Annotated in this window: 20 protein-coding genes; 10 read left to right on the forward strand and 10 right to left on the reverse strand. The window is 59.1% G+C overall.

Going from position 1 to position 24,371, the window contains the following annotated elements; translation table 11 throughout:
• Positions 1-7: 7 nt before the first annotated feature.
• From ACFVTJ_RS05965 to ACFVTJ_RS05975, 3 genes are all read left to right on the forward strand, one after another.
• Positions 8-1,663 (forward strand): alpha-glucosidase family protein, encoded by a 1,656-nt coding sequence (locus ACFVTJ_RS05965; RefSeq protein ID WP_386906867.1) that lies wholly within the window; start codon positions 8-10, stop codon positions 1,661-1,663.
• Between the two features lie 20 nt (positions 1,664-1,683).
• On the forward strand, positions 1,684-2,772 hold the full coding sequence (locus tag ACFVTJ_RS05970; protein WP_386905508.1) for an ABC transporter ATP-binding protein: 1,089 nt from the start codon (positions 1,684-1,686) through the stop codon (positions 2,770-2,772).
• 242 nt (positions 2,773-3,014) lie between these two features.
• Positions 3,015-3,371 carry a hypothetical protein gene (locus ACFVTJ_RS05975; protein ID WP_386906869.1) on the forward strand — a complete coding sequence of 119 codons (357 nt, stop codon included), beginning with the start codon at positions 3,015-3,017 and terminating at the stop codon, positions 3,369-3,371.
• Positions 3,372-3,389: 18 nt separating this feature from the next.
• Here the strand turns inward: ACFVTJ_RS05975 and ACFVTJ_RS05980 are convergent, their stop codons facing one another.
• The 6 genes from ACFVTJ_RS05980 to ACFVTJ_RS06005 all read right to left on the reverse strand — a co-directional run bounded on the left by ACFVTJ_RS05980 (position 3,390) and on the right by ACFVTJ_RS06005 (position 11,976).
• Positions 3,390-4,754, reverse strand: a complete 1,365-nt coding sequence (locus ACFVTJ_RS05980; RefSeq protein ID WP_386905510.1) for a metallophosphoesterase — start codon at positions 4,752-4,754, stop codon at positions 3,390-3,392.
• A 217-nt stretch (positions 4,755-4,971) separates the two neighbouring features.
• Complete coding sequence (gene edd / locus ACFVTJ_RS05985; protein ID WP_386905512.1) at positions 4,972-6,792, reverse strand: phosphogluconate dehydratase; 1,821 nt, start codon at positions 6,790-6,792, stop codon at positions 4,972-4,974.
• 125 nt (positions 6,793-6,917) lie between these two features.
• Entirely contained in the window at positions 6,918-7,616 is a 699-nt protein-coding gene (pgl, locus tag ACFVTJ_RS05990) for a 6-phosphogluconolactonase (protein WP_386905514.1), read from the reverse strand.
• A 9-nt stretch (positions 7,617-7,625) separates the two neighbouring features.
• On the reverse strand, positions 7,626-9,101 hold the full coding sequence (zwf, locus tag ACFVTJ_RS05995) for a glucose-6-phosphate dehydrogenase (RefSeq protein WP_386905516.1): 1,476 nt from the start codon (positions 9,099-9,101) through the stop codon (positions 7,626-7,628).
• 136 nt (positions 9,102-9,237) lie between these two features.
• Positions 9,238-10,524 carry an NAD(P)/FAD-dependent oxidoreductase gene (locus ACFVTJ_RS06000; RefSeq protein ID WP_386905518.1) on the reverse strand — a complete coding sequence of 429 codons (1,287 nt, stop codon included), beginning with the start codon at positions 10,522-10,524 and terminating at the stop codon, positions 9,238-9,240.
• A 12-nt stretch (positions 10,525-10,536) separates the two neighbouring features.
• The gene (locus ACFVTJ_RS06005) at positions 10,537-11,976 is read right to left on the reverse strand and encodes a glutamine synthetase family protein (protein ID WP_386905520.1); all 1,440 of its coding nucleotides are present in this window, start codon (positions 11,974-11,976) and stop codon (positions 10,537-10,539) included.
• Positions 11,977-12,099: 123 nt separating this feature from the next.
• Between ACFVTJ_RS06005 and ACFVTJ_RS06010 the strand changes: the two genes are divergently transcribed.
• Positions 12,100-13,284 (forward strand): NAD(P)/FAD-dependent oxidoreductase, encoded by a 1,185-nt coding sequence (locus ACFVTJ_RS06010; RefSeq protein WP_386905522.1) that lies wholly within the window; start codon positions 12,100-12,102, stop codon positions 13,282-13,284.
• 259 nt (positions 13,285-13,543) lie between these two features.
• Here the strand turns inward: ACFVTJ_RS06010 and ACFVTJ_RS06015 are convergent, their stop codons facing one another.
• Positions 13,544-13,888 carry a hypothetical protein gene (locus ACFVTJ_RS06015; protein WP_386906871.1) on the reverse strand — a complete coding sequence of 115 codons (345 nt, stop codon included), beginning with the start codon at positions 13,886-13,888 and terminating at the stop codon, positions 13,544-13,546.
• Positions 13,889-13,973: 85 nt separating this feature from the next.
• On the opposite strand from ACFVTJ_RS06015, the gene ACFVTJ_RS06020 reads away from it, so the two are divergent.
• Entirely contained in the window at positions 13,974-14,846 is an 873-nt protein-coding gene (locus ACFVTJ_RS06020) for a LysR family transcriptional regulator (RefSeq protein WP_386905524.1), read from the forward strand.
• Between the two features lie 15 nt (positions 14,847-14,861).
• Here ACFVTJ_RS06020 and ACFVTJ_RS06025 read toward each other — a convergent pair whose 3' ends face one another.
• Both ACFVTJ_RS06025 and aceA read right to left on the reverse strand, forming a co-directional pair.
• Positions 14,862-15,119, reverse strand: a complete 258-nt coding sequence (locus ACFVTJ_RS06025) for a hypothetical protein (protein WP_386905526.1) — start codon at positions 15,117-15,119, stop codon at positions 14,862-14,864.
• Between the two features lie 84 nt (positions 15,120-15,203).
• Positions 15,204-16,493 (reverse strand): isocitrate lyase, encoded by a 1,290-nt coding sequence (gene aceA, locus ACFVTJ_RS06030; protein ID WP_386905528.1) that lies wholly within the window; start codon positions 16,491-16,493, stop codon positions 15,204-15,206.
• A 255-nt stretch (positions 16,494-16,748) separates the two neighbouring features.
• On the opposite strand from aceA, the gene ACFVTJ_RS06035 reads away from it, so the two are divergent.
• The 5 genes from ACFVTJ_RS06035 (at position 16,749) to ACFVTJ_RS06055 (ending at position 22,390) form a co-directional block, all read left to right on the forward strand.
• A complete protein-coding gene (locus tag ACFVTJ_RS06035) occupies positions 16,749-18,164 on the forward strand; it encodes a short-chain fatty acyl-CoA regulator family protein (RefSeq protein WP_386905530.1) in 1,416 nt (471 codons plus the stop codon).
• Positions 18,165-18,316: 152 nt separating this feature from the next.
• The gene (locus ACFVTJ_RS06040) at positions 18,317-19,414 is read left to right on the forward strand and encodes a polyamine ABC transporter substrate-binding protein (RefSeq protein WP_386905532.1); all 1,098 of its coding nucleotides are present in this window, start codon (positions 18,317-18,319) and stop codon (positions 19,412-19,414) included.
• 81 nt (positions 19,415-19,495) lie between these two features.
• Positions 19,496-20,653 carry an ABC transporter ATP-binding protein gene (locus ACFVTJ_RS06045; protein ID WP_386905534.1) on the forward strand — a complete coding sequence of 386 codons (1,158 nt, stop codon included), beginning with the start codon at positions 19,496-19,498 and terminating at the stop codon, positions 20,651-20,653.
• 11 nt (positions 20,654-20,664) lie between these two features.
• A complete protein-coding gene (locus tag ACFVTJ_RS06050; protein WP_386905536.1) occupies positions 20,665-21,573 on the forward strand; it encodes an ABC transporter permease subunit in 909 nt (302 codons plus the stop codon).
• Between the two features lie 4 nt (positions 21,574-21,577).
• Entirely contained in the window at positions 21,578-22,390 is an 813-nt protein-coding gene (locus ACFVTJ_RS06055; RefSeq protein WP_063949749.1) for an ABC transporter permease, read from the forward strand.
• 308 nt (positions 22,391-22,698) lie between these two features.
• Here the strand turns inward: ACFVTJ_RS06055 and ACFVTJ_RS06060 are convergent, their stop codons facing one another.
• Positions 22,699-24,363 carry an ABC transporter permease gene (locus tag ACFVTJ_RS06060; protein ID WP_386905538.1) on the reverse strand — a complete coding sequence of 555 codons (1,665 nt, stop codon included), beginning with the start codon at positions 24,361-24,363 and terminating at the stop codon, positions 22,699-22,701.
• Between the last annotated feature and the right edge of the window lie 8 nt (positions 24,364-24,371).

Genomic DNA, 24,371 nt, shown 5'->3' on the forward strand with positions numbered 1-24,371 from the left:
CACTTCCATGACCGCTTCGGTGACTTCCGCTTTGACGCCCAACAAGGATTGGTGGCGCGGCGCTGTTATCTATCAGATCTATCCGCGCTCCTATCAGGACTCCAATGGCGACGGCATTGGCGATCTCAAGGGTATCACCGACCGCCTCCATCACATCGCTGGCCTCGGTGCCGATGCGATCTGGATTTCACCCTTCTTCACCTCGCCGATGAAGGATTTCGGTTACGACGTCTCGAATTATGTCGATGTCGATCCGATGTTCGGCACGCTTGCCGATTTTGACGGGCTGATTGCCGAAGCCCACCGCCTCGGCGTCCGCGTCATGATCGATCTCGTTATGTCGCACACCTCGGACCAGCATCCGTGGTTCGTGGAAAGCCGCGCCAGCCGCAACAATGCAAAATCCGACTGGTACGTCTGGTCGGACAGCAAGCCGGATGGCACGCCGCCCAACAACTGGCTGTCGATCTTCGGCGGCTCGGGCTGGCAGTGGGACCCGACCCGCATGCAATATTACATGCACAACTTCCTGACCTCGCAGCCGGACCTCAACCTGCATAATCCGGAAGTTCAGGAAGAGCTGCTTGATATCACCCGCTTCTGGCTGAAGCGCGGCGTCGATGGTTTCCGCCTCGACACCATCAACTTCTATTTCCATGATCTTGAGCTGCGCGACAATCCGGCGCTGGCGCCAGAGCGCCGCAATGCTTCCACCGCGCCTGCGGTCAATCCCTATAACTTCCAGGAACATCTCTACGACAAGAACCGCCCGGAAAACATCGCCTTCCTGAAACGCTTCCGCGCGGTGCTGGACGAATTCCCTGACATCGCCGCTGTCGGCGAAGTGGGCGACAGCCAGCGTGGTCTCGAGATCGTGGGCGAATATACGTCTGGCGATGACAAGATGCAGATGTGCTACGCCTTTGAATTCCTCGCGCCGGATGCGCTGACCCCGCAGCGCGTTGCCGATGTGCAGGCGGATTTTGCCAGAGCTGCCCCGGAAGGCTGGGCCTGCTGGGCTTTCTCCAACCATGATGTCGTGCGCCATGTCAGCCGCTGGGGCGAACATGTCGAGGACAAGGATGCTTTCGCGAAGGTGCTGTCGGCACTCCTCATGACCCAGCGCGGTTCCGTCTGCATCTATGAGGGCGAAGAACTCGGCCTCACCGAAGCCGATATCGCTTTCGAAGATTTGCAGGATCCTTACGGCATTCAGTTCTGGCCTGAATTCAAGGGCCGCGACGGTTGCCGTACGCCGATGGTATGGGACGCCGGCCATGCGCAGGCCGGTTTCTCGACGGCCGATAAGACGTGGCTGCCCATTCCGACCGAACACAAGCAACGCGCCGTCAGCGCCCAGCAGGGCAACGCGGCTTCGGTGTTGGAGCATTACCGCCGCTTCCTCGCATTCCGCAAACAACACCCGGCTTTCGCCAAGGGCGGCATAGAGTTCCAGCCGGTTGAGGGTGATGTGCTGAGCTATACCCGCAAGCTCGGCAACGAAACCGTTCTATGCCTTTTCAACTTGTCCGCAACACCGGCAAAAGCCACATTGCCGGAAGGGAACTGGGAGGTTCTAGAAGGCCATGGCTTTGCAAGCGGCCTTGAGGGCAGAAGCGTAGAACTTCCGGCATGGGGCGCTTTCTTCGCCCGTTACGCCTGATAAGACAGGGAGGAAAACCCATGACAAGTCTCGTTCTCAAGGATATCCGCAAATCCTACGGGCAGGTGAAGGTACTGCACGGCATCGATCTTTCGATCGAACAGGGCGAATTCATCGTTTTCGTCGGCCCGTCCGGCTGCGGAAAATCGACGCTTCTGCGCATGATCGCCGGCCTGGAGGAAATTACCGGCGGCGAGATGTTTATTGACGGCCAGCTCGTCAATGAAATCCCGCCTTCAAGACGCGGCATCGCCATGGTGTTCCAGTCCTACGCGCTCTATCCGCACATGACGGTCTATGACAACATGGCCTTTGGCATGAAGATCGCCAAGGAAAACAAGCAGGAAATCGACCGCCGCGTCCGCGCCGCCGCCGAAATCCTGCAGCTGACGCAATATCTGGAACGTCTGCCCAAGGCTCTGTCAGGCGGCCAGCGCCAGCGTGTTGCGATTGGCCGCGCCATCTGCCGCAATCCCAAGGTCTTCCTGTTCGATGAGCCGCTTTCGAACCTTGATGCGGCGCTGCGTGTCGCCACGCGCATTGAAATCGCCAAGCTCAACGAGCAGATGGCTGATACGACGATGATCTACGTCACCCACGATCAGGTGGAGGCGATGACGCTGGCGGACCGCATCGTTGTTTTGAATGCCGGCAGTGTGGAACAGGTCGGCCCGCCGCTCGAACTTTACGAGAGACCGGCCAATCTTTTCGTGGCGAAGTTCATCGGCTCGCCCGCCATGAACATCATCTCGGCGAAGATCGTCAGAACCGGCGAGCGCACGTCAATCGAACTTTCCGGCGGCAAGACACTGGCCGTCAATGTTCCGACACCCGCTACCGAGCAGGGCAAGGCCGCAAGCTTTGGCGTGAGGCCAGAGGACCTCAGCGTTGTCACCGGCGATGACTATCTTTTCGAAGGCAAAGTCTCGATCGTCGAGGCTCTGGGCGAAGTGACGCTGCTTTATCTCGAGGCGCCGAAGGGGCAGGAGCCGATCATCGTCAAGGTGCCGGGCATTGTTTCCGTCAGCAAGGGTGAAACGCTCCGGTTTGCGGCGCCTCAGGAAAAGCTTCACCTCTTTGACGCCACGGGCAAAACCTACCGGCCATAGGGAACATAGCTCTGAAAAACACACCCCGGAACATCCTCATTCCGGGGTTTTTTCATGGCCTTTTTTGCCCTTGTGGAAAAACGCCGGAAATGTCTCGCTTCCGGTCTGTTTAAGCCTGCGCTGATATGAATTGTTAAAGACTATGGCCTAGTCTCGACCCATTGAATGAGCATGGGAGTCCGGGCGTGCAGAGCAGTGGGGGTGTCATCAGGAACCATTACCTGAGCAAGGAAGAATCCTTCATGTACGACCGCGAAAGCCGGTTCCGCATGGAAGATACCATGAATGCGGCACGCATCGAATATACCGAAAAGGCCGTCATGCACATGGCGGCGCGCCGCTGCGATGTCATCCGCATTTCACAGACCGAAGCAGTGCTGGCGCTGATAACGAAATATAACCTGCCGAACCAGTTTTATCTCGATATTCCCGATGCCCGCATCAGCAAAATCGGTTGCGTCATGTTGCGCGTCAACGCCAACAACACCATCCACGTCCGCTTCCTGCGCATGTTGACGCAGAAAGAAATGGACCGCATCTTCGTGTTCAGCACACACCCGGCGCACAAGGACCGGAAGCTGGATATCAGGTCGTTCTAAGGCCTGATATCTGCGGTCTTAAGAAAGCCCGCCCAGAGCCGTCTGCTTCAGTTTCACATCCGGCACCTCGGTGAAGGTCAGGTCGCCGCGGCCGAAATAGGATTTCTGGTTGGTCGCGGACCAGTCGTTGCAGACCAGCTTGTAGCGCTCTTTCTTCTCCGGCTTATCCGGCATGGCGTACAGATAGTCGCCAGTGCGCGCGGCGAGCGGGATGTCGCCATCCTGGTTGCAGCGTTTGAGGATTTGCGCAAGCGCCTCGCCATCCACTTCCGTTACCATCAGCTTTCCGTCGAAACGCAGCGAGGCATTGAAATCATAACGGCGGATTTCGCCCTCGGGCAGGCCCGCACCGAAGGAGGTGTGGCCGACGAAACCGACATCCGCCCCGGTTTTTGCGGCTATAAGCTGCGCCACATGGCGGCCCGCCTCATCGACAGTCATCGCCTTCACCGATTTGCCGACAACTTCCCGTTCTTCCGCGGTCAGGTGCTTTGCAAGCGTCTGCTCGATCAGGCCCTTGAGGGCAGGGGATGCGGGAGCGGCGCGATCGATGGCGATCGTCTCGATAGCCACAGCCTTTCCGGGCGCCGCAATGGTTGCCAGCGTCATGGAGGTGCACCATGAGCCGGTATGGACATAGCGGGTGGCGCCCTGTTCATGCACGAAGTTCAGATGGTCATGGCCGCCAACAAGCAACGTCCCATCCGGCAGCAGCGGCAGTATATCGCGGTCGGCAACGATGCCGGCATGGCTAAGAACGATGTTGATCGCGCCCGGTTTGACGATACCGGGAAGATTGGCCTTGGCCCATTCCACGGGCTGCGGAATGTCGAGCATTTCGCGCGTCGCCTTCGGGTAGGTGTTGATCGCATTGGTGGCGATGCCTGCCACTATGATGTGCTGTCCGCCGACGTTCATTTCGGCGCTAGCAGCGGCATAGGGCTTGCCGCTGCGCTTGTCGATGACGTTGGAAAGTACGGTGATGCCGAGCGCGCGGGCGCGGGTAACGAAACTGGCCAGGTCATTGTCAATATCGGGCTCATGATTGCCGATATTGACGACCGTGGGAGCAAGCTTGGCGAGCGCCGCAAGGAAGGTCCATTCGATTTCGCCGGCCGAACGTGTGGCCACCGCATTGCCGAGTTCGAAAAGGTCTCCATTCAACAAGATGAGGTGGGGCGTCTTGTCGGCGGCGATACGCGTTTCGATGGCCGCGAGAAGCTGTCCGATACGCTCATAGGCCGAATGCAGGTCGGAGATGACGATCGCACGCAGGCCCACGTCCTGTGCCATGACAGAGGTTGCCGCCGTCATCAGCGGCAACATCGCAGTGCCAGCCATAAGCCTCAGCACATCGCGGCGTTTGCTTGAGAAAATCGTCATGTCAGGCCCCATCATTCAAAACTGCGCCATCGTCCCGCGGCTGGTCGAGATGGCCCTATAGGGCGATCATCACAGCCGCATGACAAGTCTGACGTTAAAGATATGGGAAATAAAGCGGTTTCTGTGCCGGCTCACCCGGCAAGAAGGGTGCGTACAGGAGATGTCGCAAAGCGGGGTTGAAAGGCGAAAACCGCATCGGTCCTCGCCTTTCGGAAGGTCAATGGAACAGAACGCTGGCGCCCTGATCGGCCGGGCCAGCATTGCGGCGGAATGGAGCGAACAATTCGCGGCCCATGCCCCATTCATTACCGGAGAGATCAGCCCGCGCCGGTTCGCGTTTCGCCAGTTCGGCGGCGGAAACGAGCACTTCCAGCGTTCCCGAAATAGCGTCGAGACGGATGATGTCGCCATCGCGGATAAGCGAGATCGGGCCACAGTCGGAAGCTTCCGGCGTGACATGGATGGCGGCCGGCACCTTGCCGGATGCGCCGGACATGCGACCGTCCGTCACCAGCGCCACCTTGAAACCGCGATCCTGCAAAACGCCGAGCGGCGGTGTCAGGCGGTGCAGTTCCGGCATGCCATTGGCCTTCGGCCCCTGGAAGCGGACGACGGCGATGAAATCGCGGTTGAGCTTGCCGTCCTTGAAGGCGTCCTGAAGTTCCTGCTGGTCATGGAAAACGATCGCCGGTGCTTCGATGATGTGGCGTTCCGGCTTGACGGCGGAAATCTTGATGACCGATTTGCCGAGATTGCCCGTCAGCATCTTCAGGCCGCCCGTTGGCTGGAACGGGGTTTCGATGCTGGAAAGAACCTTCGGGTCATGGCTCTGTTCGGGGGAGGGCTGGCGGGTGATCGCGCCCTTCTCATCCAGCAGTGCATCCACGGTGTAGGCTGCAAGCCCCTGTCCGAAGACGGTGCGCACGTCATCATGCACGAAGCCCTGTTTCAACAGCTGCTTGATGAGGAAGCCCATGCCGCCGGCAGCGTGGAAATGGTTCACATCGGCAAGACCGTTGGGGTAAACGCGGGCGAGCAGCGGCACGATATCCGAAAGATCGGAAATATCCTGCCAGGTAAGGATTATGCCGGCGGCACGCGCCATGGCGATCAGATGCATGGTGTGGTTGGTGGAACCGCCCGTCGCATGCAGACCGACGACGCCGTTGACGACCGACCGTTCGTCAATCATCTCGCCAGCGGGCGTGAATTCATTGCCCTGCGCGGTGATGGCGAGCGCGCGCTTGGCAGCTTCACGGGTCAGCGCGTCACGCAACGGCGTGCCGGGATTGATGAAAGAGGAGCCGGGCATATGAAAGCCCATGATTTCCATCAGCATCTGGTTGGAATTGGCGGTGCCGTAGAAGGTGCAGGTGCCGGGGCCGTGATAGGATTTGGATTCCGCTTCGAGCAGTTCGGCGCGACCGACTTTGCCTTCGGCATAAAGCTGGCGAATACGCGACTTCTCGTCATTCGGCAGGCCTGACGTCATCGGGCCGGCGGGAACGAAGACGGCGGGCAGGTGACCGAAGGCGAGGGCCGCAATGACCAGGCCGGGCACGATCTTGTCGCAGACGCCGAGATAAACAGCGGCATCGAACATGTTGTGCGACAGGCCGATGCCGGCAGCCATGGCGATGGCATCTCGGGAAAACAGCGACAGCTCCATGCCGGGCTGGCCTTGCGTCACGCCGTCACACATGGCGGGAACCGCGCCGGCAACCTGAGCGATGCCGCCCGCTTCCTTCGCCGCATCGCGAATGATCGCCGGGAAGGTCTCATAGGGCTGGTGTGCCGACAGCATGTCGTTATAGGCGGTGATGATGCCGAGATTGGGAACCCGGTCGCCGGCAAGGATGTCCTTGTCGGCGGGGGAACAGACCGCAAATCCATGCGCAAGGTTGCCGCAGGAAAGCACGGAACGGTGAACGCCTTTGGAAACCTGCAGCCGCAGCCGCTCGAGATAGGTCTCGCGGTAGGGCTTGGAACGTTCGACGATGCGGGCGGTAATTGCCTGAATGCGGGAATCGGCGGACATGGGCGTTCATCCTGTTCGTTGGTCGGCAACCGGCGTTCCGGGAGGTGAGCGGCCGGTTGTCGTGGTTCAGTCTTCATGTCTTCGGGGCGCTTGTCGTGGGCCGCAGTGGCGGCAACCGCGTTGGCTTATGGCGCCCAGTATATATCCACGGGCGTTTCGGCCCGGTTCAGCACGGCGCGGACGGGCATTTCATCCTCATCCTCACCGGACTGCGCTTTCTCCAGCGTCGCCTTTTTGGCTGCACCTTCGATATGCAGAACCAAGAAACCGGCATCTTGCAGGCTGGAGAAGTTGAAGGTCAATCGCTCCTCGCCGGCATTTTCCGCCGCCATGGTCAGAACGCCGCGCGGTTCATCGAGATCAAGCGCTTCGTAGAGATTGTCTCCACCGGGGAAGAACGATGCCGTATGGCCATCCGTTCCCATGCCGAGAATGACGACATCGAAAGGATCGCAGATCGCTTCGGTCTTGACGGTCGCAAGGGTTGCCGCGTCTTCCGGCGAGGCGGCTGGCTGGAACAGGGGCACAAAATAAGCCGCCTTCGCCTTGTTCTGCAACAGGTTCTCGGCAACGAGACGATGGTTCGATCGCTCGTTTTCCGGTGGTACGAAACGCTCGTCCACCAGCGTCACGCTGATATTGGGCCAGTCGAGATCGTGTTGGGACAGCGCCTGAAAAAATAGCTTCGGCGTTGATCCGCCAGAGACCGCAATGCTTGCAGTCCCCCGTTCCTTGGTTGCCTCATCGAGGCGTTTGGCAACCTCCGTCGCAAGCGCTGTCGCCAGCGCTGCGGGGTTATCGAAGACGTGAATCGTTTCGCTCATCGCCCGCCCTCAGTCGGCATCATGCCAGGTGCGGCCGTCACGCTCGATCAGCGCGATGGAACCGCTCGGACCCCAGGTGCCTGCCGTGTAGCCCTGTACCCCCTGACCAAGCTCTTCCCAGCTCTTCAGGATAGGGTCGACCCAGTCCCAGGCAGCCTCGACCTCGTCGCGGCGCATGAACAGCGTCTGGTTGGAGCGGATCGTGTCCATCAGCAGCCGCTCATAGGCATCGGGGCTGCGCACGTTGAAGGCTTCGGCAAAGCTCATGTCCAGCGAAACCTGACGCAGGCGCATGCCGCCCGGGCCGGGGTCCTTGATGAGCAGCGACTGCTTGACGCCTTCATCCGGCTGCAGGCGAATGACCAGCTTGTTGGCCTCGATCTTGCCGGCCGCATCATCGAAGATCGAATGCGGAATCTGCTTGAAGGTAACGACGATTTCCGAAACGCGGGTCGCGAGGCGTTTACCGGTGCGAATGTAGAAAGGAACGCCGGCCCAGCGCCAGTTGGCGATTTCAGCCTTGATGGCGACGAAGGTTTCGGTGTTGGAAACGCCGCCTTCCAACTCTTCCAGATAACCCTTGACTGGGCCGCCGGCGGAAGCGCCGGCACGGTACTGGCCGCGAACCGTCAGCTTTTCGACATTGCTGGTATCGATCGGCTTCAGCGAACGCAGGACCTTCAGCTTTTCGTCGCGCACGGCTTCCGATTTCATCGAAGCGGGCGGCTCCATGGCGACGAGGCAAAGCAGCTGAAGGATATGGTTCTGCACCATGTCGCGCAGCGCGCCGGCCTTGTCGTAATAACCGGCGCGGCCTTCAAGGCCGACAGCTTCGGCAACGGTAATCTGCACGTGGTCGATATGGGCGGAATTCCACAGCGGCTCATAGAGAGCGTTGGCGAAACGAAGCGCCATCAGGTTCTGCACCGTCTCCTTGCCGAGATAGTGGTCGATACGGAAGATCTGCTCTTCCTTGAAGACGTGGCCGATGGTGTCGTTCAGCTCCTGCGCGGAAGCGAGATCGCGGCCGATCGGCTTTTCAACGACGATACGGGTCGAGCGGGTGATCAGCTTGTGCTCACGAATCTTATCGGCGATATCGCCGAAAATACCCGGGGCGACGGCCAGATAGAAGGCGCGCACGCGCTCCTTGCCCTCGTCCAGCAGCTTCTTCAGCACGTCCCAGCCATTGCTGCCCTTGGCATCAACAGGCACGTAGAAAAGCCTGTTCAGGAACACTGCAACCTGCGCGTCATCGTATTCGCCGGCCTTCAGGTGCTCCTTCAGCGCGTCCTGCGCGAATTTGCGATATTCCTCGTGGCTCATGACCGAACGCGACGCGCCGATGATGCGTGTCGGCTCCGTGAACTGACCTTCGATCTGCCGGTGATAAAGGGCCGGCAGAAGCTTGCGCTCGGCAAGATCGCCCGTGCCGCCGAAAACGACACAATCAAAAGGTTCAACAGGGATGATCTGACTGCTCATATCGATTCTCTCGATCTTCAAAGGTTGGGGCATCAATAATCTAATCGATTTAAAAATGCCAGACTCAGTTATGTGAAATTATAAATTTTGCTTGCGCCAACTCGTCTGCCGCCAGCAATAGTCTGTAAACATTAGCCTAAAACCTGTCCCGCAACGCGAACCACGAGAGCGCCAGGAAAAGCAGCGGCGCACGCAGAGATGCACCGCCGGGGAAGGCGGGCACCTTTAGCCGCGCGAAGGGCGCCAGCATGTCCTTTTTGCCGAGAACCAGATCAGCATAAAGCTTGCCGCAATAATTCGACAACATCACCCCGTGGCCGGAATATCCGCCGATGGAGGTGACGCCGGGCATGACCTCGCGCACGAAGACCGACCGTGGAAGCGTGATGCCGACGGAGCCGCCCCAGGAATGGGTGATGTCGACGGCCTTCAGCTCGGGATAGATTTCCGCGATCTGCCGGCGGATATGGGTTGAGATATCGCGTGGCGTATCGGCCGTATAGGCCTCACGCCCGCCGAACAGCAGCCGGTTATCGGCTGTCTTGCGGAAGTAGCGTACCACGAAGCGAGAGTCTGCCACCGCCTCCTTGCCGGGAATGATGTCGGGATAGGCGTCGAGCGGTGCGGTGGCGCCGATGAAGGAGCGGATCGGCATGATGTGTGCGGCCGTGACCGGCTCCAGATTGCCGATATAGGCATTGGTGGCAATCAGCACGCGTGGCGCGGTGATGGTGCCCAAGGGCGTTTCGATGACAGTCTTTCCGCCGGCCTGCCGGATCGATTTCGCAGGCGTCATCTCGTAAACTTGGGCGCCCGCATCTTTCGCCGCTTTCGCAAGCCCTACCAGCAGCTTCAGCGGGTGGATATGGCCGGTGCCTGTATCGCGTGTGCCGCCGAAATAATGGGTGGAGCCGACGCGTTTGCGCGCCTCGCCGCGTTCCATGTAGGAAATATGCGGATAACCATAGCGGTTGTTCATCGCATCGACGCTGCGCCGATAGTCGTCCTCATAGGCCGCCTTGTGCGCCACATAAAGCTGCCCCGGCAGATAGTCCATGTCGATGCCGCGGCTGCTGGCGAAATCGCGCACGTAATTCTTGGCGTCCTCGGCAATGTCGAACAGCAGCTTGGATTGCTCGAAGCCGATCTCGCCTTCCATCTCATCGGGGAAGGAGCGCTGGCCGGTGCCGAACTGGCCGCCATTGCGGCCGGAAGCGCCATCGCCGAAACGATGCGCCTCGATGAGGGCGACTGAGACGCCATTTTCGGCAAGGTTACAGGCGGCCTGTAGGCCGGTATAACCACCGCCGATGATCGCGACATCAACCTGCTTCGACCCGTCGAGCGCCGGATAGTCCGGCCGCTCGCCGACGGTTGCCTGATACCAGGATAGTCCCGGCGCAATCGGGCTCTGCCATGTCATGCTCGTGGTTCCTCACACGTTGAGAAGCAGGAACTCGCGCTCCCAGGGGCTGATGACCTGCATGAAGGTCTCGAATTCCCCGCGTTTCAGGCCAGCATAAAGGCCCACGAATTCATGGCCGAACACCCGGTCAAACTGCTCCTCGCCTTCCAGCAGCGCCACGGCCTCAAGGAGACCGCGCGGCAGTTCGATGGAACCTTCATTGGCCGTATCGGCGGTGGGTTCGGTCGGTTCGATATTGTTGACGATGCCGAGCCAGCCGCAGCCGAGCGAAGCGGCAAGCGCTAGATAGGGGTTGGCATCCGAGCTCGGCAGGCGGTTTTCGACACGCCGCGCCTGCGGGCCGGAAATCGGCACGCGGAAGGCGGTCGTGCGGTTATCGTAACCCCAGGCATTGTTGACCGGGCAGGCCATGTCTGGCGTCAGGCGGCGGTAGGAATTGACATAGGGCGCCAGCATGACAAGAGCATTCGGCACGTAACGCTGCATGCCGCCGACGAAGGAGAAGAACTCTTTCGAAGGACTACCATCGGCATTGGAGAAGATATTGCGGCCGCTGTCGATGTCCACCACCGACTGATGGATATGCATGGCCGAACCCGGCTGGCCCTGCATCGGCTTGGCCATGAAAGTGGCGTAGATGCCATGCTTCAGCGCCGCTTCGCGAATAGTGCGCTTGAACAGGAACACCTGGTCGGCAAGCTCGATCGGATCGCCATGACGCAGGTTGATTTCCAGCTGCGCCGGACCTTCCTCGTGGATCAGCGTATCGATCTCAAGGCCCTGCTTTTCTGAGAAATGGTAGATGTCGTCGATCAGCTCGTCGAATTCGTTGATACCGGCGATGGAATAGCTCTGACCGCCAACGATCGACCGACCGGATCGGCCCTTCGGCGGATGCAGCGGATAGTCAGGGTCGTCATTCATGGCGACGAGGTAAAATTCGATCTCCGGCGCCACGACCGGCTTCCAGCCCTTTTCGGTGTAGAGCGAAAGCACGTTCTTCAAAACGTTGCGCGGCGTGTAGGGCACGAAATTGCCTTCCGCATCCACCACGTCGCAGATCACCTGCGCGGTGGGGTCCGTTTCCCAGGGCACGACGGAGAGCGTCGAAAGATCAGGCACCAGCTTCAGGTCGCTGTCGCGCGGCTCATAGCGGAAATTCGCCGTCTCATCGGGATATTCGCCTGATATCGTGTGGCGATAGAGTGCCGATGGCAAAGCGAGCGAGGTATCGCCGGTGAATTTCGCTGTCGGCATCATCTTGCCGCGCGGAACACCCGCAAGGTCGGGCGTGATGCATTCTATGTCTTCGATCCCGCGCGCCCTCAGCCATTGCGCGGCTTCGCGCCAGGTGGAAACACCACGGGTGGAGGACAGATCGAGCGGAGGGGACTTCTTTGCCATGGTTGCCTGTTTCTTCGGGCGGAGCATGGTTTTTTTGGCGGGCATGTATCACCGGGTCTGTGTTTCTGGTGGCGCCATCATAACCGTAGTTTGGCAATTGGCGAGGGGGAAAGCGCCATTGACAAGCGGCACCACTTGGAAAAGAGGAAAGGAAACGGATCGGATGGAATGATGACAGAGAAATGTGACGTGCTGATTTTGGGGGCGGGCGCCGCGGGCATGATGTGCGCCATCCGCGCCGGAAAACGCGGCCGGTCCGTCGTCATTCTCGATCATGCCAAAGCGCCGGGTGAAAAGATCCGCATTTCCGGCGGCGGCCGCTGCAACTTCACCAATATTCACGCCGGTCCGAAGAATTATCTCTCCACCAACCCGCATTTCGCAAAATCCGCGCTCGCCCGTTATACGCCGCGCGATTTCATTGCCCTCGTGGAGAAACACCGCATCGCCTGGCACGAAAAGACGCTCGGCCAGCTGTTTTGCGATGACAGCGCCAAGGACATCATCCGCATGCTGCTTGCCGAAATGCAGGCGGTGAATGCGAAGCTGCGGCTCGAAACGGCAGTCTCGGCTGTCACCCATGATGGTGGCCGTTTTCGCGTGACGACCTCAGGCGGCCTCATCGAAGCGGAAAGCCTTGTCATCGCGACGGGCGGAAAGTCGATCCCGAAAATGGGCGCGACCGGTTTCGCTTACCAGATGGCCGAGCAATTCGGTCTCAAACTTGTAGAGCCGCGTCCGGGCCTCGTGCCGCTGACGCTCGATCCTGCGGCACTTGAAAGGCTAAGCCCACTTGCCGGCGTCGCGGTTCCGGCCGAGGTCTTGCATGGCAAGACCTCGTTTGAGGAAGCGTTGCTGTTCACCCATCGCGGTTTGAGCGGCCCGTCCATCCTGCAGATTTCCTCCTACTGGAGGGAAGGTGATACGATCCGCCTGAAACTGGAGCCGGCGCGCGATATCGTCGCGATGCTGCGGCAAGCAAAACAGAAGAACGGCCGCCAGTCGGCCCAGACGGCCCTTTCTGAAATCCTGCCGAAGCGGCTTGCCCAGCACGTCGTCGAACAATCCGGCGTCACCGGCAATCTCGCCGATATGTCCGACAAGGTTCTCGCAAAGCTGGCGGCGCAGGTGCAGGACTGGCATATCAAGCCCGCCGGTTCCGAAGGCTACCGCACGGCGGAAGTCACGCTTGGCGGCGTGGACACGACCGGCCTCGATTCCCGCAGCATGGCGGCAAAATCCGTGCCCGGCCTCTATTTCATCGGTGAATGTGTTGATGTGACCGGGTGGCTCGGCGGTTACAATTTCCAGTGGGCCTGGGCCTCCGGACAGGCGGCAGGCGAATTCGCCTGAGATGCCCTCGAGCCGTTGAAGTCTTCTCTCTTCCGCCTTGAGCAGACACGGAAATTCAAAAGGGCAGCCGTGGATCAGGTCCGGAATGACGAAGTGCGGAAGTAAGCCGTTCACCAAACTCATTTTGGTTGGCAGACTTTGTCGCCGGTCCGCGCCCATTTTAATATTGTGTTAACGGGCACGGAGTCATCCTGATCAAATGCCAGCAGAGCCGGACAATATGGTCGCCGGGCTGTACATGATGTCACGCTGGAAGCCCTTAACAGGGCATGGGTCGGTTGAGTTTTTCGTCTGGAGCCCGCGCATGAACAGATCTGCACATCGCCCTCGCGCCATTGCCATCGCCCGCACTGACAACGAGAGCCGGCAGCTGGCCTTTCGGCTGACCGTCATCGCCGCAGGCGCTGTCGCGACACTGATCGCTCTCTTTTACTGATCGGCGGCGTTTTGCCTTTATCAAACCGAGAAGCGCGCTAAAAAGCCGTGACGGGCGTGATGCCTGTGCCATGTCAGTATAAAATTTCTCTTCCTGTAGAATGGCCTCGCGTCGGGTGCGCGGTTGCTGGTTTTCGATGATGGCCCGAGCTGCAAAAATCGCGTGCATGTCACTCTCCTTGTAATGCGGAGGGCCATGATGCACGCCGTTTTTTGATTTATCTGCGCAAGAAGATGCGCTACGTTTTTCATCCATGAAAAACGTCACCTGGGATTCCTATCAGCTTTTCCTCGATGTGTCACGCAGCGGCGGTCTGACGGGTGCCGCTGCGCTGACGGGTTTGAGCCCGGCAACCGTCGGGCGGCGCATGATCGAATTGGAGGAGCGCATTGGTAAGGCCCTGTTCCAGCGCAGCCAGACGGGATATGCCCTGACCGCGGATGGCCGCGCCTTGTTCGACCGTCTTCAGGCGATGGAAAATGCAGCCAAGGAAATCGAGGGTTGGCAGAAGGCGTCATCAGCCTCTTCCGTCGTGCGTATCGCCGTCGGTACCTGGAATGCCTGGCTGCTGACCGGGAATTTTTCCGCCATCTGCACGGATCGCGACGATTTCCGCATCGATCTTTTCATCGCCGAACAAAGAGCGTCTCTGGCGCATCGCGAAAACGACATCGGCATCCGCGCTTTCGAGCCGCAGGAAAGGAACCTCGCCGCCGTCAGGACGGGGGAGGTCGCCTATGCGCCTTATAGGCTGCGCAATGCCGCCGCCTACGTTGCTGACCGCTGGATCGCGGTGGGAGAGGAAAACGCCATTTCGGCCTATCTGCGCTGGCCGCATGAAAACAGTGGCAATGAGATCGTGGTGACGGTTAGCAGGCCAACGGCGCTGCTTGATCTGGTATTATCAGGGGCAGGGGTCGCCGTGCTTCCCTGTTTTGTGGGCGACGCGGATGCGCGGCTTGCTCGGGAAGGCGGTGAGATCGAACCGCTTCGCCACAATCAGTGGATCGTTATGAACAATGACGATCGCCACCGCCGTGATATCAGGACGGTGGCGGATCGGATGACCCGTCTCATCAAGGGGCATTCCGATCTTTATGCCGGGCGCAAGAGCCGCCCGGCATGATAGAATGACTGCAATTCAGGCAGCAGCATTTCCCTGCGCGACGATGACGGGGATCAGCAGATCGCCCCAGTTGCCGCCGCCGCCGTGGTGGCGGGCGGAGCGGACCAGCTCGACGGAAACACCGGCCTCGACGGCTTTCATGACGGCCTGGTTAAGGCGGTGCAGGTCATTGGCCAGCATGCGGATGGCAGCCTGCTGATCCTGCGTCATGGCGGAGGATTGTTCCTCAGCGCGTTCCTTGACGTGAGTCTTGATGGGATTGTGGGCATTCATGGCATTTCTCCTCTCTTTATTGGTCGGGGTTCTTGATCGGGTTTGCAAGCCCTTCCCGCGATGGGGAAGGGCGGGTTTCTCGATTTATTCCGCCGCCGGGCGGAACTGATCGTGCTCGGTCGATTCCTTCATCGCGGTGGTCGAAGACGTGCCGCCTGATATCGCCAGGGACACGGCGTCGAAATAGCCGGTGCCGACTTCGCGCTGGTGCTTGGTGGCGGTGTAACCATTCGCCTCGGCTGCAAATTCCGCTTGCTGAAGCTCGGAATAAGCCGCCATCTGCCGATCCTTGTAACCGCGCGCAAGTTCGAACATGCCGTAGTTGAGCTGGTGGAAGCCAGCGAGCGTGATGAACTGGAACTTGTAGCCCATAGCACCCAGCTCACGCTGGAACTTGGCAATCGTCGCGTCGTCGAGGTGCTTTTTCCAGTTGAACGACGGCGAGCAATTGTAAGCAAGCTTCTTGCCGGGATGCTCCTTGTGCACGCCCTCGGCGAACCGGCGCGCCTGCTCAAGATCCGGCTTGGATGTCTCGCACCAGATAAGATCGCAATAGGGCGCATAGGCGACAGCGCGGGCAATGCAGGGCTCCAAACCGTTCTTGACCTGATAAAAGCCCTCAACGCTGCGGCCGGCATCGTAATCCACGAAGGGACGGTCGCGCTCATCTATATCGGAGGTCAGAAGCTTGGCAGCCTCCGCATCCGTGCGGGCGATCACCAGCGTCGGCACGCCCATGACGTCAGCCGCAAGCCGCGCCGCTGTGAGGTTGCGAATATGCGCCGCCGTCGGGATCAGAACCTTGCCGCCGAGATGGCCGCATTTCTTTTCCGATGCCAGCTGGTCTTCATAGTGAACACCGGCAGCTCCCGCCTCGATGAAGGCCTTCATGATCTCGAAGGCGTTGAGTGGTCCGCCGAAGCCGGCCTCCGCATCGGCAACGATCGGCGCGAACCAGGTGTCGACTGAAAGGCCCTTGCCCTCCGCCGTCTCGATCTGGTCGGCACGCTGCAGGGTGCGGTTAATGCGCTTCGCCAGCTCCGGTGCCGCATTGGCCGGATAAAGCGACTGGTCCGGATACATCGCCGACGCCGTATTGGCATCTGCCGCAACCTGCCAGCCCGAGAGATAGATCGCCTTCAGCCCGGCACGAACCATCTGCATGGCCTGGTTGCCGGAGAGCGCACCGAGCGCATTGATAAAATTCTCCTCGTTGATCAGCTTCCACAGCCGGTTCGCGCCCATCTCGGCCAGCGAATGGCGGATTTCGACGGAGCCGCGCAGCCGCTCCACATCGGCGGCGGTATAGGTACGCTCGATGCCGTCAAAACGTCCCTGCGGTGCGCCCGGAACAAGCTTGTAAAAATCCGTCATGCTTCTCTCTCCCAAGATAATACAGTTTCAAGAACGGGCGACTGTGCGTTGTGTATGCCGCCGTTTGATGTGACTACATTTACATTTTCTGAGATTTGAGCGCCAGAACAAACATAAAAACAGTGACTTGAAAGAGGTTATGCTGTAGGATGCGTGACAGGGTGGTGCTGTAAAATTGTAAATTTTGTAAAAGAGCTTGATCTGGCGAGTTTGTAATAAGTTTGTATGAGTTCACGAGGTTGGAGGGGCGGCGCAGTGTCGGAAAACAAGATTTTTGCAGGTCCGCGCGTACGCCGTATTCGCAATGGTCTTGCATTGACGCAGACGGCCATGGCTGAGGCGTTGGCGATTTCGCCGTCTTACCTTAACCTCATCGAACGCAACCAGCGGCCGCTCACCGTGCAACTGCTTTTGAAGCTTGCCTCTGTCTACAAGGTCGATCTGGACGATCTGCAAGGCGAAAGCGCCGGTTCGGCCGGGCAATTGCGGGAGGTCTTCGCCGATCCATTGCTGGCGGGCGAGGTGCCATCGCCACAGGAATTGATCGAGGTGGCCGATGCCGCGCCGAATGCGGCAAGCGGCGTCCTCAAGCTCTATCGTGCTTACCGGGAGCAGGCGCAGCGCCTTTCGGATCTCTCCGATCTTCTGGCGCGGGAGGGACATGAGACGGCACTGTCTTCTACGCGCCTGCCGATCGACGAGGTGCGGCACGTCTTCGAAAACCGTCCGGCCTATTTCCATATGATCGACGCGGCGGCGGAAGAGCTGAACAAACAATTGGCGGCGGGGGACGATCTCGCTTCGGGATTGAGAGCATGGCTTCAGAAGAACCACGGCATCGTTGTCAGAACCCTGCCGGTCCATGCCATGCCAAATCTGAGGCGGCGTTATGATCGCCATTCCATGCGGCTGTTCCTCTCTGAGCGCCTGTCGCAGGCGGATCAGTTGCGGGAAATGGCCATGGAGACCTGTCTTCTTGCCCTTCGCGAGGAGATAGGCGCGGAACTGGATGTGCTCGGCCTTACGGGAGAGGAGGCGCGGCGCATCGCCCGTTTCGAATTGGCGCGCTATGCCGCCCATGCGCTGATGATGCCCTATGGTTCGTTTCTCGCCGCCGCGTTGCGGGCAAAATACGATGTTGATGTCCTGCGGTCTCGCTTTAACGTGTCATTCGAGCAGGCCGCCAGCCGTTTGGTCACCCTGCAACGGCCCTCGGCTCTAGCAATCCCGTTTTTCCTGATGGAGATCGACAATGCCGGCAACCGTTTTCGTCTCGCAGGTGCCGGTGGCTTCCCGAGGGCACGATTCGGCGGCCTCTGTCCGCGACTCAATATCCATGCTGCCTTCGCCCAGCCGGGGCAGGTGCTGGTGGAAGCGGTTGAGATGCCTGATGGGGATGCATTCCTCACGGTGTCGCGCACGCTGGAAGGTCCGCAGGCTGGCTTCGGCGAAAGAGTGCGCCGTACCGCAATGCTTCTGGGTTGCGATCTCGCTCAGGCCGGGGACACCGTCTATGGCCCTGCTGCGTCCGGCGCACCACCGGTTGCCATCGGTCCCTCATGCCGGCTGTGCGAAAGGCAGGGCTGTCTGTCGCGGGCCGAAGCGCCGCTCACGCGCCCGCTCGGGTTGGATGAAATGGTCACCGGCCTCAGTGTTTTCGACTTCCAGTAAGCTTTTCCACGCAATTTTTCGCTTGTGAAACACATTTGGTTGAAAATGCTGTGCTGCACATTTCCCGCTTGCTCCCTTTTGTTTTCCTTTCTAGTCTCTCCCAAAAAAGGGGATCACGCTCCCGTTGTGGGGATGCGTTAACAGGAGACATCATGAAAAACCGTTCTCTCCGTCTGACCTTGGCTCTCACCACCATGCTCGTTGCAGCGGGCTCGGCAATGGCCCAGGAAAAGGTCGTCCACGTTTATAACTGGTCGGATTACATCGATCCCGTCATCCTTGAGGATTTCACCAAGGAAACTGGAATCAAGGTGGTTTACGACGTCTATGACGGCAACGAAGTGCTGGAGACCAAACTTCTGGCAGGCAGTTCGGGTTATGATGTCGTGGCGCCCACGTCGCCCTTCCTTGCAAGACAGATCAAGGCCGGCGTCTATCAGAAGCTGGACAAGTCCAAGCTGCCGAACCTCAAGAACATGTGGCCGGAAATCACGCAACGTCTGGCGCAATACGATCCCGGTAACGAATATGCCGTCAATTACATGTGGGGCACCACCGGCATCGGCTACAACGTCGCCAAGGTGAAGGCGGCGCTTGGCGATGTGCCTGTCGATAGCTGGGACGTGCTCTTCAAGCCGGAAAATGCCGAGAAGCTGAAGGCCTGCGGCATCAACATTCTCGACGCCTCCGACGAGACTTTCGCGATTGCGATGAATTACATCGGCAAGAATCCCGACAGTAAGGAGACGGCCGATCTGGAAGCGGGCGGCGAGGTCTATTCGAAGATCCGTCCCAATGTGAAGACCTTCAATTCATCCCCCTATATCAATGACCTCGCCAATGGTGACATCTGCATTTCCATCGGCTGGTCCGGCGATATTCTTCAGGCGAAAACCCGCGCCGAAGAAGCCAAGAATGGCGTCGAGGTGAATTACGTCATCCCGAAGGAAGGCACCTATATCTGGATGGACAGCTTCGCCATTCCGGCAGACGCCAAGAATGTCGACGAGGCTCATGCCTTCATCAACTACATGATGAAACCTGAAGTCGCCGCCAAAGCCTCCGACTATGTGCAATATGCCAACGGCAACCTCGCCTCGCAGGCGCTGATGGATCCGGCCGTCGCCAAGAACCCGTCTGTTTATCCGAGCCCGGACACGATGAAGAAGCTCTTCACGATTTCCCCCTACGGGCCAAAGGAACAGCGCGTCTTGAACCGCGTCTGGACGCAGATCAAGACCGGCAGCTAACCGGACTTGGCAGAGGGTGGCGCCGTCCACCCTCTTTGTCCTTCAGGTCGTCGATGAAATCTTGGGTGAAATGGGGCGGGCATGGCAAAGACACTCGGACCGGTCAAACGCAAATTCAGCCCTTGGGATAATCCCGACGCGGTGCCCTTCATCCGCTTTGAAAATGTCACCAAACGTTTTGGCGATTTTGTCGCCGTCAACAATCTGACGCTTGATATTTACGAGCGCGAATTCTTCTCGCTGCTTGGTCCGTCAGGCTGCGGCAAGACCACGCTGATGCGCATGCTTGCCGGTTTCGAGGAGCCGACCGAGGGCCGTATCCTGCTGCAGGGCAAGGATATTTCCGGCGTGCCGCCCTACAAGCGCCCGACCAATATGATGTTCCAGTCCTATGCGCTTTTCCCGCACATGTCGGTGGAAAAGAACGTCGCTTTCGGTCTGGAGCAGGACGGCCTGCCCAAGGCGGATATCGCTGCCCGCGTCGAGGAAATGTTGCGCCTCGTCAAGCTCACCGAATTTGCCAGGCGCAAGCCGAGCCAGCTTTCCGGTGGCCAGCGCCAGCGCGTCGCGCTTGCCAGGTCACTCGCCAAGCGGCCGAAAGTGCTTCTGCTGGATGAACCGCTCGGCGCGCTCGACAAGAAGCTGCGCGAGGAAACCCAGTTCGAACTGATGGATATCCAGACCAATCTCGGTCTCACCTTCCTCATCGTCACCCATGACCAGGAAGAGGCGATGACGGTATCGGACCGCATTGCCGTCATGGACAAGGGCAATGTCGTGCAGGTGGCCACGCCGGCCGAAATCTATGAAGCCCCGAACAGCCGCTACGTGGCGGACTTCATTGGCGATATCAATATTTTCGACGCCAATGTCGTTGCCAATGCTTCCGATATTGGAAAGCCCGGTCTGGTGACGCTCGATTGCGACGGGTTGAAGGTGTCTGTGGAGCAGGAATGCGCGGCGGCCACCGGCAGCCAGGTGGCTTTCGCCATCCGCCCGGAAAAGGTTCGCATTTCGCTCGATCAGCCGGCCGACAGCACTGTCAACTCCGCCTATGGCGAGGTCTGGGATATTGGTTATCTCGGTGACTTCTCGGTCTTTATCGTCAAGCTTGCGGATGGCCGCGTCATTCGCGCCGCGCAGGCGAACGTGTCGCGTCTCGTCGACCGTCCCATCACCTTCGGGGATATGGTGTGGCTGAACTGGAAACCGGATTCAGGACTTGTCCTGACACGCTGAGGGAGGCTTCGATGGCAATCACCACTCCCGAAAACCGGCAAAGCCCCTGGCGTTGGCTGGTTGTTGCGGTTCCCTATTTCTGGCTGCTGCTGTTCTTCGCCGCGCCCTTTTTCATCATCTTTAAAATCTCGCTGTCGGATACGGCGATCTCCATGCCGCCCTATACGCCTGTCTTCGAAGGATTTTCGAAGCTCGGCGAATTTTTCTCGCAGCTGGATTTCGAGAATTATCTCTTCCTCACCGAAGACCCGCTTTATATCGAAGCCTATCTGTCGTCTTTGCGCATCGCCTTTATCTCCACTCTTCTGCTGCTGTTGATCGGTTATCCCATGGCGCTGGCCATGGCGCGCGCGCCATCTTCGGTGCGCCCGACACTTGTCATGCTGGTGATCCTGCCGTTCTGGACGTCGTTCCTGATCCGCGTCTACGCCTGGATCGGCATTCTAAAGCCGGAGGGCTTGCTGACGGTGCTGTTCCAGTGGCTCGGTTTCCTTGGGCCGGATCAGCAGGTCAATATTTTCCGCACCGAGACGGCGATCTTCATCGGCATCGTTTATTCCTATCTGCCCTTCATGGTGCTGCCGCTTTATTCGGCGCTGGAAAAGCTGGACAATACGCTGCTGGAAGCCGCGGCCGATCTCGGTTGCCCGCCCTGGAAAGCCTTTTGGAAGATCACCTTCCCATTGTCGCTGCCAGGTGTTGTGGCTGGCTCGATGATCTGCTTCATTCCGATCACGGGCGAATTCGTTATTCCCGATCTGCTCGGCGGCGCACAGACGCTGATGATCGGCAAGACGCTGTGGACGGAATTCTTCGGCAACCGCGACTGGCCTTTGGCCTCCGCCGTCGCCGTGCTCCTGCTGATCCTGCTGGTGGTGCCCATCGCCATCTTCCAGAACCAGCAGAAGAAGGTGGGGTGACGCCATGAAGCGCGGAAAATTCGACATCACCGTCCTCACCCTCGGTTTTGCCTTCCTCTATATCCCGATCATCATCCTGATCATCTATTCCTTCAATGCCTCCAAGCTGGTGACAGTCTGGGGCGGCTTCTCGCTGCAATGGTACAAATCCATGTGGTCGAACCAGAGCCTGATGGATGCGGCCTGGGTGACGCTGCGCGTGGGTATCCTCAGCGCCACCATCGGCACCATCCTTGGAACGCTGGCAGCGCTGTCTCTCACCCGCTTTGCCCGGTTCCCGGGTAGAGTGCTTTTTTCCGGCATGATCTATGCGCCGCTCGTTATGCCGGAGGTGATCACCGGCCTGTCGCTGCTGCTGCTTTTTGTGGCTGTCGGGGTGGATCGCGGTTTCTGGACTGTCGTCATCGCCCACACCACCTTCACCATGTGTTATGTGGCGATCGTCGTGCAGTCGCGGCTGCTGACCTTCGACAGGAGCCTTGAGGAAGCCGCACTCGATCTCGGTTGTCCGCCGGTCAAGACCTTCTTTCGCATCACCCTGCCTTTGATCTTCCCCGCCGTCATCGCCGGCTGGATGCTAGCCTTCACCCTATCGCTCGACGATCTTGTCATCGCCAGCTTCGCCACCGGCCCCGGTGCGACGACGCTGCCGATCAAGATCTATTCGCAGGTTCGTTTGGGTGTGACGCCGGAAATCAATGCCATCTGCACCATCCTGATCGGGCTCGTGACTATCGGCGTCATCGTCGCGTCAATCGCTTCCAAGCGCACGGAGCTGCAGCGGATGCGCGATGAACATGCTGCCGCGCGCAATTGATCCAAAGACCCATCCAGCGTGTGCGCTTTGATAATGGATCATTCTGAAATTCAAAGGCTCACAGTGTAGTTTTGCGGCTCTACGGTCTCAGAATAGGAATTATCGTCGGTAATTGCTCTATTTTGGTTTTAACCGCTTGTTAATACGGGTTGGCGGAAAGTAAATCCAACGCAGGGCCGTCATATCTGTTGATGGCCGGGATTGATAATTTCCATAGAGCGAGATTGTCCCCTTTCTCTCGTTGAAAAGCACAACTTATCCAAGGCGGTCGTAAGGCCGCCTTTCTTTTTGCCAAGATTATGTTTGGGTCACCGAGTTTCCGGATGATCCATCGATCTCGAAACGAGGAGGACCGGGATAAGCCCGGCAATAATAATGATGATCGCCGGCACGGCGGCATCCTGCACCCGGGAACGGGATGCATCTTCATAAACCAGCGTGGCCAGCGTATTGAAACCAAAAGGTCGCAACAGGATGGTGGCCGGAAGTTCCTTCATGGATTCGATCAGGACCAGAAGGAAGGCAGTCAACGCCGCTGGCCGCATATTCGGCAACAGCACTTTGAACAGCGTCTGCGCCCGGTTGCGCCCAAGTGTGCGCGAGGCCATGTCGATGTGCGGCGAGAGCTTCTGGAACCCCGCATCGAGCGTGCCTTCCGCCATGGTCATGAAACGCACCGCATGGGCATAGATGATGGCAAACGCCGTGCCTGACAGCAGCAGCCCGCTGGAAAAGCCGAAATGAGAACGGATGAACCCGTCAACGCCATTGTCGAGACTTGCCAGCGGAATGAGTACGCCGATGGCAAGCACGGTGCCCGGCACGCCATAACCCATGGAGCCGAAACGCGCCGCCACTTTTGAGATGCGCGAGCGCTCCGTGCGGATGGCATAAGAAAACACGAAAGCGGCAATCAGTGTCACGAAGGCAGCGGTCAGCGAGACTTCGAGGCTGTGCCCGAGTGCTTTCAGGAGCTTGGGTTGAAACAGTGCATCCAGTCTTTTTGCAGCGTAACCGCCCAGCACGATGACGGGAATGAAGAAACCGCTCACCACCGGCAGGAAGCAGAACAGGCTCGCGCACCAGCGCCGCCAGCCGGCAAGCGCCTTCAGCCGATGGCGCTGGGCCATGCTTGTCGCCTTGGGTGCGCCGAAGCGCTGTTTTTCCCGGGCATTGCGTTCGATGATGATCAGCGCACCGACAATGATCAGAATGACGGCGGCGATCTGGGTCGCATTGGCGAGATTGCCGCGATTGAGCCAGGTCTCGTAGATGGTGAAGGTAAGTGTCTGGACGCCGAGATATTCGACCGCGCCAATATCGTTCAGCGTCTCCATCAAGACGAGTGATAGTCCTATGGCGATCGCCGGCCGCGCCATCGGCAATTGCACGGAAAAGAAAACACTCAGCGGTCTTGCGCCGAGCGTGCGGGCCGCTTCGGCCGCAAACCGCCCCTGCATCGAAAAGGCGGCGCGGGCCGAGAGATAGACGTAAGGATAGAGCACCGAACTCAGGACGATCACCGCACCGCCGAGCGAGCGGATATCCGGAAACCAGTAATCCCGAATGCTGTGGTAACCGAAGGCTGCCCGAAGGGCGCTTTGCACCGGGCCGGTAAAGTCGAGAAACTCGCCGAACGCATAGGCCGCCAGATAGGACGGAATGGCGAGCGGCAGGACAAGCGCGGCAGACAATAGCCGCCGCAGCGGAAATTCGAAGGTGGTGACAAGCCAGGCGCAGACTATTCCGAAGAAGGCCGTCGTCGCGGCTGTTAGCCCCAGCAACATGAAGGTACGAAACCCGGCGCGTGGCAGAACATTGGCAAGAAGATGCTGCCACCCTTCCGTGCTGCCGGTCAGCGCCAGCCAGAAGATTGCCAGAATGGGCATGGCTGCAATGGCTGCGATAATGACCGCCGCGATGGGCAATATCGATACGCGTCTTGTCGCTGCTGGGGAAATGGTCATTGGCATGTGGGCCT

The sequence above is a fragment of the Agrobacterium sp. NPDC058088 genome (genome assembly GCF_042885035.1).
In the GTDB taxonomy this organism is placed as follows: Bacteria; Pseudomonadota; Alphaproteobacteria; order Rhizobiales; family Rhizobiaceae; genus Agrobacterium.